Raw genomic sequence first — 9,108 nt, 5'->3', positions numbered from 1 at the left:
GCGGGCGGCGGTGGAGGTGGTGGAGGTGGAGGCGGTGCTTCGACGACGAACCCGTCTCGGCTTGCAGGGGCGACGATCGCCATCTCTGAGACGTCGACCTTCTGTCCTGGTGCTCGCGGACCGGAGCTCGGTGCGGCCACGTATCGGACGGCGACGGTGGCCGGTGCTGCGGCGTTCACCCACAACAGGCTGACGGCCATCGCCATGGCGATCGCCTTCTTCGGGTCGCCGGACACGGGGAGCGCACGCCAAGGCGCGCCGGGCATCCTGTGACGACCCAATCCCACCTCCTGTGTCAGGAGGTAGGTGAGCGGCTACGCCACATGCCGGTCAGGCCCGGCCGTCACCGACTTCCTCCACCGGTACGTCAGGGCGTGCGCGGACGAACCTCACGGAGTGCCGGAACGAGCCACCTGATGTTGCGACGTCCGCGGAGACCTCGACGACGATCGGCTCGATCAACGTGATCTTCACTGGGGTGCGGTCCTTCGCGAACCGGTCGAACATTCCGGGGCGGAGCGCGTTCGGCCACGGATGCTCCCCTGCCGGCGGGCTGATTTCCTCGGCGAGGGCCCGTGACGCCTGTTGATCCAGGGTGGTGGACCGTCCGGTCACGCGGAGCCGACCACCTTGGGGCATCCCAATGATCACTTCCCTCGGATGTTGCAGCGACCCGATCACCGCCCCGGCGATCACCTCGACGGTGTCGCGATGCTTCAGCTTCAGCCAGTCCCGGCGGCCGGCCGGGTAGCCGCGGCTGAGGTCTTTCAGCATGAGCCCTTCAACGCCAACGGCGGGCATCGTTTTGAACCAGTCGTCAGCTTCGTCAGGGTCCGTGGTTGACGGAGACAGGGTGAGCGGAGGTGGCCAGCCGTCGGCGAGCTGCTCGAGGAGCGCCCGCCGGTGGGTCAGCGCGACCTCCCGGATGTCGCGGCCGGCAGCGGCGAGCAGGTCGAACGCGACGTACGACAGCTGCTGGGTTCGTGTGAGCTGGGTGACGCGGGTCGCGCCGCCGCCGAGCCGTTGTTGCAGGTCGTCGAAGTCGAGCCGCCCGTCCCGCCAGGCGACGATCTCCCCGTCGACGACGCACCCGTCTGGGATCACTGCGGCGGCCGCGGCGACGATCTCCGGGAAGTATCGCGTCAGATTCTTGCGTTGCCTGGACCACAAGGTGACCGCGCCTGATTCGGAGGCGAGCGCAGTGCGGAAGCCGTCCCATTTCGGCTCCGCAGACCATCCGGCGCCAACCTTCGGGGCTGCGCGCAGCGTGACTGGGCGGGCGAGGGCAAGCTCGAACGGTGGGTGGAGCGCGTCGGGTAGCTCCATCCCGTCAGAGTACGTCGCTACTCGTCGTCGCGTGCAGTGGAGCTGAGGTCGATCGCTTTGATCTGGTCGATTGCCGTCTGGATAGCCTTCGGATCCACTGTGAAGTCCGGTGCGAAACTGTCTGGGATTTTCCCGTTCACCTTCAGCAGTGACTCGAGTGTCGCGATCGATGTCGCCTTCACATCCCTAGCCTTCTCACCGCTGATGGCCGCTTTCACCCGCTCCGCCATCGCAGCCAGGATTGCGCCTCCGACCGTGCCGACGATCAGGGAGGTGCTGACCAGAGCTTCGATCCGATAGATCTGGTGGGCCTTCGCGCCGGTCCCGATGGTCTCGGGTGGCAGGAAGAGGAGAAACCCGGCGGCCGCTGCTGCGCCGATGATGATGTTCGCCCAGAACCCTAGATCCCAGAAGTTCTTGAGCTTCGGGCGGGGCTTCTCCAGTTGGCCGGCTTGCCCGCGGAGCATGAGCTCTGCGACGAGGCCTCCGATCGCGCCGAGAACGACTGCGATGCCGTACGCGGCCCACATGCCAGGTGTCGTTCCGTACGCGATCATGTTGCCCTCCCCGGGCCGTCGGACGATGTCGCCGACGGTACTCCTGTGAGGAAGCTGAGAGGAACTCCCCAGTTCAGGGGCGGATGGTTGCCCGGACTTGGGCTCCTTTGGGTTCGGTGTCGTACTGCAGCCCGGGTGATTGACGGGTTGGGTGTGACGGAGGATCGTGGGCGTCGAACGTGTCATTCATTCGAAGCGGGAAGCCGATGACTCAACGTGGCGCGCGTGCGCGCCGCAAGATCATGATCTCCGTCGCAGCCGCCATTGTCTGCGGATCGGTGATCGTCGCCGCTCCAGCGACGGGGTTCGGTTCTGGGACCCACAGGCAGAACACCGCAGACGGTCTCGGGATCGAACGAGCGGGCGGATACGACCGTTTCATCTCCGATGGTGTGCTCGACGCCATCGACTACGGACACGTGTGGGCGGATGAAGGCTTGCGGGAAGGCTACGACCAGTACCACTTCGACGATTGCGAGTTCGACGAGGGCGCGTCCAACATCATGCATCAGTATGCAGGAGCGAAACTCGCGCTCGAGGACTATGACCTGTTTCGGGCGTACTGGGATTTCGGCGTGGCGCTGCATGGGGCGCAGGACTTCTATAGTCACTCCAACTGGGTCGAGCTTGGATTTCCGCTCAACGATGACCCGACCACCCAGCGTGTCGAAGTGGAGGCCGCTGATCTCGTCAACATCAGCGGTGCGCCCACGCTTTCGAAACCATGGTCTGCACGGAACGGTCTGACTGTGCGGTCCGGCATCATGTTGGCGAACGACGATTGGGGTGGGATCGCGTCGGGAACGCTCACTCGGGATGGTTTTGTTCGGACGTGGGCCAAAGAGGGCGGCGCGCAGGTCAGGCTCCTTGAGAGTGGGACCGGTTCGGCCGACCACGAATGCACCATCCCCTACTACAAGGCTTCGAACGGCATGGGGTTCGTCTCGGGATTCACCCATAACGATCTCGCGAAGGACAGCCCAGGCAGTAGCGAGAACTCCGTCGCCAAGTTCGAACGAGCGCGTGCGCTGGCCGTCTTACAGACGGGGTACGAGTGGTGCCGGTTGGTTCAGTTCGCTGGGGAGGAGCGCCGCGCCGGCCTGCTGCTGGCACTTTCAGTCCGGCCCGGTGTGAGTCCACATCCGGCGAATACTCCTTGCGCGCCCCGAGAGCCGTCCGTGGCAGTCAACCAGCGTCCGGTGACGGTAACGATCACTTCCATCCAGGTGAAGGATGACGGTGACCCTGATGATGAAGCCGCTGAGGTGCAAGTCGCGGCGGTCCTGTTCAACAGCGCGAGCCAGTTTCGTCAGTCGGCGCATTCGTGGACCGGTCCTACCCCGATCGGCCTCGAGGATGGCGATTCGATCCCTCGGTCTCGGCTCCCCGCGCCATTGACGCTGTGTGGGCCAGCCAGCGAGGAATTCCAGTTCGGGGTGTACGGCTGGGACAACGACGACGCAGACGGCAAGTATCCGGAGTCCTTTGACATCGGCCGACAGCGAGAGGGCTTCGGGGATGACTCGTACGCAGATGACGTGCTGATCGGTGGTGAACGAAGCGTTCCGGTCGGCGTTCAGGCCGTCACCCCGGGCCGGTTCGTGGCAGACGAACTGGTGGTGGAGTACGAGGTGGCGCCGGCGACGAACGTCCGGTGCGGTGGGTTCTTCTGAGCGAGGTTGAGGGGCAGTTCGATCAGAAGAAGGCACCGCCGATGATCATGACGGTGCCTTCCGAGGGCCGAGGAGCGACGGCCGAGGGCGCTGCGATCGGGGCCGCTAACGTTGCGCGCCGAGGCGCATGGCTGTCTGCTCGACGCGACTGAAGAACTCCGTCACCGGGATGTCTACCAGTTCGAGTACGGCGAACACGGTGGCGAGCTTGAGGGGCACCTCTCCGTTGAGGTTGCGGGTGAAGTTGCTGTAGTCGATTCCCAGCGCTTCGGCTACGCGTTTCGGGTTGCCGTAGTGACTGGCGTACACCGCGCCGCGGAGTTCGTGGGAGGCTGCGTCCATGAGGAGATCGACGCCGACAGGCATGCTGGCAACCATACGCGATCTGCCTATATACCGGTGAGATTGGGAAAAATCAAAAGTCCCAATCCTCATCCTCGGTGACCTCTGCCTTGCCGATCACGTAGCTCGATCCGCTGCCGGAGAAGAAGTCGTGGTTCTCGTCTGCGTTCGGTGACAGCGCCGACAGGATCGCCGGGTTCACGTCGGTGACGGACTTCGGGAACATCGGCTCGTAGCCGAGGTTCATGAGCGCCTTGTTCGCGTTGTAGTGGAGGAACTTCTTCACGTCCTCGGTGAGGCCGAGCTGGTCGTAGAGGTCCTGGGTGTACTGGACCTCGTTCTCGTACAGCTCGAACAGCAGGTTGAACGTGTAGTCCTTGATCTCGTCGCGGCGCTCCTGTGTCTCGAGCTCGAGGCCCTTCTGGAACTTGTAGCCGATGTAGTAGCCGTGGACGGCCTCGTCGCGGATGATGAGGCGGACCAGGTCCGCGGTGTTCGTCAGCTTCGCCTTCGACGACCAGTAGATCGGCAGGTAGAAGCCGGAGTAGAACAGGAACGACTCGAGCAGGGTCGATGCGACCTTCCGCTTCAGCGGGTCGTCGCCGCGGTAGTAGTCGAGGACGATCTGCGCCTTCTTCTGCAGATTCGGGTTCTCTGTGGACCAGCGGAACGCCTCGTCGATCTCCTTCGTGGAGCAGAGCGTGGAGAAGATCGAGGAGTAGCTCTTCGCGTGCACCGACTCCATGAACGCGATGTTCGTGTAGACGGCCTCCTCGTGCGGGGTGATCGCGTCAGGGATCAGCGACACCGCACCGACGGTGCCCTGGATCGTGTCCAGCAGGGTGAGGCCGGTGAACACCCGCATGGTGAGCTGCTGCTCCTCCGGGGTGAGGGTCGCCCACGACTGCACGTCATTCGACAGCGGCACCTTCTCGGGCAGCCAGAAGTTGTTGACGAGGCGGTTCCACACCTCGAGGTCCTTGTCGTCCTGGATGCGGTTCCAGTTGATGGGGCGGGCGAGGTGCTGCGAGGTCATGCGAAGGTGCTTCCTTACTGGATGGGGGTGATGGTGCTCGTGACGATGATCGAGGCGACCACCTTCACGGTGGCTGGCTTCTTGTTTGGTCGCACCCAGACGTTTCCGGTCGAGGCGAACTCCTCGTCTACGTGGGCGGCGCCGAGCTCGTAGCCGTCCGCGAGGTAGCGGCTCGCGGACTCGCGGGCCTCGTCGATCGCGCTGGCGAGGATGGTCCGCTCGAGTCCCCCGGCGGCCTTCTTCGTGACCCGGACGGACGGGCTGGCGTCCTCCATCGAGAACCCGAGCGCCTCCAGTCGGGGGCTGAGGCCTCGCAGCTGCCCGGCCTTGGTCTTGAACCGGCCGGAGGTACGAGAGATTTCGAGTGTCTTCACGTGCGTGGAGGTCTTCGCCCAGTCGGCGAACGCCTTCGCGGCGGGGCCGACGAGGGTGAAGATGACGGATGCCTTGGTGGGCAGTTCGACGACCTTCGAGATCGTCGCGGAGGTGGTCACACTGGTGGTGGTCATGGGGGCCCTTTCGCCTCAGATGTCTGAGGCGTACATGCGCGGAATCCGCTGTCGGCAGCTCAGGAAAGGTGCCGGCCGGACGCGAGCAGCAGCGCCCATGCGGCCAGGGTGATCCCGCAGGTGATGGTGCCGGAAGTGACCAGGCTCGTGAGGGTCGAGTCGTTCACCCACAGGTGCGTAGCCCCGGACTTCTCCTCCCGGTACAGCAGGTCCTCGCCGGGGTTCGTCTCGAACAGCCACACGGCGACGTTGGTGTCGAGGAGCCCAGGCTCCGGCCGGAACTGTCCGATCCGGACCGGGTTCGGTAGCACCTCGCAGTTGATCTCCTCGACGAGCTCACGCTCCGCCTCAGCGGCGGACAGGTCGGCCGCCCAGCCGCGAGGGAACTCGAGCGAGTAGTCGTTCGTGACCGGCCGGTGCTGGCGGACCAGCCCGTAGAAGTTCATGCCGCGCCCGACGGTCCGCGGGATCGCCACCACACCGAAGCCGGTGCCGGCGTGGACCGTGGTGATGAACCCTTCCGACCCGTCTGGGCGGACCACCGGTGTCTCGTCGAGGCGGACCTTCCCGTTCTCGAACCGCGTCTCGCGGTCACCTCGCGGTGTGAACTCGCTTCCGGTGCTCATCGCTTGCCCTCCGTGGTCGGATGCGGTCGCCCGCGCCTGGGAGACATGCGGCGAAGATAGTCGGGCCGGGACTCAGATGGTGGTCACCGGGATCCGCACCATCAGGGCGTGGTTGGCGAGGGCGAGCAGCTTCCCGACCTGGTCGAGGTCACCTGCCGCCTGAGCCGTGAGCGCCGCAGCGATGTGGCCGAGGGCGACGTCCCGCTCGGCCTTTAGCCCGGTGATGGTGGCGACCACATCGTGTGCGATCGGCTTGAACTGCTCGATCTGCGCACCAGTCGCACCGCCGAAGACATCACCCTGCCAGTCACGGACAGCCTTCACGACCTCCAGCGGCTCCTTGTCGAGCTGGTACGGCATGGCGGTCTCCCTTCGTCGGGGGCGGGCAGTGGTTCCTTGTCGCCAGCCTCATGCGCGGAACGGCCGCCCGGTTTCCCGGACGGCCGTTCTAGCGAGGAAACCTCAGAGCGCGCAGCTGACGCAGCCTTCCATCTCCGTGCCCTCGAGCGCCATCTGTCGCAGTCGGATGTAGTAGATCGTCTTGATCCCCTTCTTCCACGCGTAGATCTGCGCCTTGTTGATGTCGCGCGTCGTCGCCGTGTCCTTGAAGAACAACGTCAGCGAGAGGCCCTGGTCGACATGCTGCGTCGCCGCAGCGTAGGTGTCGACGATCTTCTCGTAGCCGATCTCGTACGAGTCCTGGTAGTAGTCCAGGTTGTCGTTCGTCATGAAGGGGGCCGGGAAGTAGACGCGCCCGAGCTTCCCTTCCTTGCGGATCTCCACCTTTGCGGCGATCGGGTGGATCGACGCCGTCGAGTTGTTGATGTACGAGATCGATCCGGTGGGCGGCACCGCCTGCAGGTACGCGTTGTAGAGGCCGTGCTTCTTCACCTTCGCGGCGAGCTTCCGCCAGTCCTCCTGGGTGGGGATGTCGACGCCGGCCTTCTCGAAAAGCCCGGCGACCTTCTCCGTCTGCGGCCCCCACGCCTGCTCGGTGTACTTGTCGAAGAACTCGCCCGTGGCGTACTTCGAATCCTCGAACCCGGCGAACGTCTCGCCCTTCTCGCGGGCGATCTCGTTCGACGCGCGGAGCGCGTGGTACAGCACCGTGTAGAAGTAGATGTTCGTGAAGTCGATGCCCTCCTCCCTGCCGTAGAAGATGTGCTCGCGGGCAAGGTAACCGTGCAGGTTCATCTGGCCGAGGCCGATCGCGTGCGACTTGTCGTTGCCGTTCACGATCGACGGGACGGAGCCGATGTTCGACAGGTCGGAGACCGCGGTGAGCCCACGTACGGCGACCTCGACGGTCTTCCCGAGGTTGCCGCCGTCCATCGCCAGGGCGATGTTCAATGACCCGAGATTGCAAGAGATATCCCGGCCGACGGTCTCGTAGGAGAGGTCCTCGTTATATGCCGACGGGGTGTTCACCTGGAGGATCTCGGAGCACAGGTTCGACATGTTGATCCGGCCCTTGATGGCGTTCGCCTTGTTCACCGTGTCCTCGAACACGATGTAGGGGTAACCGGACTCGAACTGCAGCTCCGCGATCGTCTGGAAGAACTCCCGCGCGTTGATCTTCGTCTTCTTGATCCGGGCGTCGTTCACCATCTCCCGGTAGTGGTCGGAGATCGGCAGGTCGGCGAACGCGACCCCGTAGACGCGCTCGACGTCGTACGGCGAGAAGAGGTACATGTCCTCGTTGTTCTTCGCGAGCTCGAACGTGATGTCGGGCACGACGACGCCGAGCGACAGCGTCTTGATGCGGATCTTCTCGTCAGCGTTCTCGCGCTTGGTGTCGAGGAACCGCATGATGTCCGGGTGGTGCGCGGACAGGTACACGGCGCCGGCACCCTGGCGTGCCCCGAGCTGGTTCGCGTAGGAGAACGAGTCCTCGAGGAGCTTCATGATCGGGATGACACCGGAGGACTGGTTCTCGATCTGCTTGATCGCGGCGCCGTACTCGCGGATGTTGGAGAGCAGCAGTGCGACGCCGCCGCCGCGCTTGGACAGCTGCAGCGCCGAGTTGATGCCGCGGGCGATCGACTCCATGTTGTCTTCCATGCGGAGCAGGAAGCACGAGACGAGCTCGCCCCGCTGTGCCTTGCCGGCGTTCAGGAACGTCGGGGTGGCGGGCTGGAACCGGCCGGAGATGATCTCCTCGACGAGCTGCTCGGCGAGCTTCTGGTCGCCGCGGGCGAGGAGGAGGGCGGTCATGACGACCCTGTCCTCGAACCGCTCAAGGTAGCGGCGGCCGTCGAAGGTCTTCAGGGTGTAGCTGGTGTAGTACTTGAACGCGCCGAGGAACGTCTCGAAGCGGAACTTCTTCGCGTACGCCTTCTTGGTGAGCTCCTTGACGAACGGGACGCCATAGACGTCGAACAGCTCGGGCTCGTAGTACTGCTTCTCGATGAGGTACTCGAGGCGCTCCTCGAACGAGTGGAAGAACACCGTGTTCTGGTTGACGTGCTGGAGGAAGTACTCCCGGGCCGCTTCACGGTCCTTGCCGAACTGGATCTGTCCGTTGTCGTCGTACAGGTTCAGCATCGCGTTCAGCGCGTGGTAGTCGTACTGCTGGGTTCTGTCGGCCGCGCCGATCACTGCTGTTTCCAAAAGGAGTCCAATCCTTCGCCGACGATGCGGACATCGTCTGGGGTTCCGAATAGTTCGAAGCGGTAGAGCAACGGGACGTTGCACTTCCGCGCGACGACGTCGCCTGCTTTGCAGTAGGCGTCGCCGAAGTTGGTGTTGCCGGCCGCGATCACGCCTTTCAGCAGCGCCCGGTTGTCGGGGTTGTTGAGGAAGCGGATGACTTGCTTCGGGACTGCTCCACCGTCGTTTCCTCCGCCGTAGGTCGGCAGGAGTAAGACATACGGCGAAACCGCTTCGATGGCCGGGTCGTTCGCTCTGAGCGGCAACCTGGCCGAGTCTCGGCCGAGCTTCTCCGCGAACCGGTGTGTGTTGCCGGACACGCTGGAGAAGTAGATGAGTTCGGTCACAGCTCCGCGGCCGTTGCGGGTCGCGTGCGCTGTGGCGCCGTGC

Annotated in this window: 11 protein-coding genes; 1 reads left to right on the top strand and 10 read right to left on the bottom strand. The window is 64.3% G+C overall.

All coding sequences use genetic code 11. The features are described 5' to 3' along the window. From GH736_RS24410 to GH736_RS01425, 3 genes are all read right to left on the bottom strand, one after another. Positions 1-266, bottom strand: a 266-nt coding sequence (locus GH736_RS24410) for a hypothetical protein (protein ID WP_203230614.1), incomplete at its 3' end; no start/stop codon positions are given. A 64-nt stretch (positions 267-330) separates the two neighbouring features. Next, positions 331-1,326, bottom strand: a complete 996-nt coding sequence (locus GH736_RS01430; protein WP_159599538.1) for an ATP-dependent DNA ligase — start codon at positions 1,324-1,326, stop codon at positions 331-333. Positions 1,327-1,343: 17 nt separating this feature from the next. Beyond that, positions 1,344-1,883, bottom strand: coding sequence for a DUF4257 domain-containing protein (locus GH736_RS01425; protein ID WP_159599536.1), 540 nt, complete (start codon positions 1,881-1,883; stop codon positions 1,344-1,346). Positions 1,884-2,089: 206 nt separating this feature from the next. On the opposite strand from GH736_RS01425, the gene GH736_RS01420 reads away from it, so the two are divergent. Further along, positions 2,090-3,556, top strand: coding sequence for a hypothetical protein (locus tag GH736_RS01420; RefSeq protein ID WP_159599534.1), 1,467 nt, complete (start codon positions 2,090-2,092; stop codon positions 3,554-3,556). A 105-nt stretch (positions 3,557-3,661) separates the two neighbouring features. Here the strand turns inward: GH736_RS01420 and GH736_RS01415 are convergent, their stop codons facing one another. The 7 genes from GH736_RS01415 to nrdI all read right to left on the bottom strand — a co-directional run bounded on the left by GH736_RS01415 (position 3,662) and on the right by nrdI (position 9,065). Beyond that, positions 3,662-3,922, bottom strand: a complete 261-nt coding sequence (locus tag GH736_RS01415; protein ID WP_159599532.1) for a hypothetical protein — start codon at positions 3,920-3,922, stop codon at positions 3,662-3,664. A gap of 49 nt (positions 3,923-3,971) precedes the next feature. Beyond that, positions 3,972-4,934: a class 1b ribonucleoside-diphosphate reductase subunit beta gene (nrdF, locus tag GH736_RS01410; protein ID WP_159599530.1), complete on the bottom strand. Its 963-nt coding sequence runs from the start codon at positions 4,932-4,934 to the stop codon at positions 3,972-3,974. Between the two features lie 14 nt (positions 4,935-4,948). Beyond that, positions 4,949-5,443, bottom strand: coding sequence for a hypothetical protein (locus tag GH736_RS01405; protein WP_159599528.1), 495 nt, complete (start codon positions 5,441-5,443; stop codon positions 4,949-4,951). A gap of 59 nt (positions 5,444-5,502) precedes the next feature. Further along, a complete protein-coding gene (locus GH736_RS01400; protein WP_159599526.1) occupies positions 5,503-6,069 on the bottom strand; it encodes an NUDIX hydrolase in 567 nt (188 codons plus the stop codon). A gap of 72 nt (positions 6,070-6,141) precedes the next feature. Next, positions 6,142-6,429 (bottom strand): hypothetical protein, encoded by a 288-nt coding sequence (locus tag GH736_RS01395; protein WP_159599524.1) that lies wholly within the window; start codon positions 6,427-6,429, stop codon positions 6,142-6,144. Positions 6,430-6,531: 102 nt separating this feature from the next. Further along, on the bottom strand, positions 6,532-8,667 hold the full coding sequence (gene nrdE, locus GH736_RS01390) for a class 1b ribonucleoside-diphosphate reductase subunit alpha (RefSeq protein WP_268891225.1): 2,136 nt from the start codon (positions 8,665-8,667) through the stop codon (positions 6,532-6,534). Then, a complete protein-coding gene (gene nrdI, locus GH736_RS01385; protein ID WP_159599520.1) occupies positions 8,664-9,065 on the bottom strand; it encodes a class Ib ribonucleoside-diphosphate reductase assembly flavoprotein NrdI in 402 nt (133 codons plus the stop codon). The genes nrdE and nrdI overlap by 4 nt, the downstream gene beginning before the upstream one ends. Between the last annotated feature and the right edge of the window lie 43 nt (positions 9,066-9,108).

Source organism: Agromyces humi, from assembly GCF_009720255.1.
Taxonomy (GTDB): Bacteria; Actinomycetota; Actinomycetes; order Actinomycetales; family Microbacteriaceae; genus Agromyces; species Agromyces humi.
The sequence above is the reverse complement of the archived record's forward strand: the minus strand, read 5'-3'. Positions and strand labels throughout refer to the sequence as shown.

Excerpts from the sequence above, each read along its gene's own strand:
- GH736_RS01430 (WP_159599538.1), bottom strand. The coding sequence starts at position 1,326 with ATGGAGCTACCCGACGCGCTCCACCCACCGTTCGAGCTTGCCCTCGCC.
- GH736_RS01425 (WP_159599536.1), bottom strand. The coding sequence starts at position 1,883 with ATGATCGCGTACGGAACGACACCTGGCATGTGGGCCGCGTACGGCATC.
- GH736_RS01420 (WP_159599534.1), top strand. The coding sequence starts at position 2,090 with ATGACTCAACGTGGCGCGCGTGCGCGCCGCAAGATCATGATCTCCGTC.
- GH736_RS01415 (WP_159599532.1), bottom strand. The coding sequence starts at position 3,922 with ATGCCTGTCGGCGTCGATCTCCTCATGGACGCAGCCTCCCACGAACTC.
- nrdF (WP_159599530.1), bottom strand. The coding sequence starts at position 4,934 with ATGACCTCGCAGCACCTCGCCCGCCCCATCAACTGGAACCGCATCCAG.
- GH736_RS01405 (WP_159599528.1), bottom strand. The coding sequence starts at position 5,443 with ATGACCACCACCAGTGTGACCACCTCCGCGACGATCTCGAAGGTCGTC.
- GH736_RS01400 (WP_159599526.1), bottom strand. The coding sequence starts at position 6,069 with ATGAGCACCGGAAGCGAGTTCACACCGCGAGGTGACCGCGAGACGCGG.
- GH736_RS01395 (WP_159599524.1), bottom strand. The coding sequence starts at position 6,429 with ATGCCGTACCAGCTCGACAAGGAGCCGCTGGAGGTCGTGAAGGCTGTC.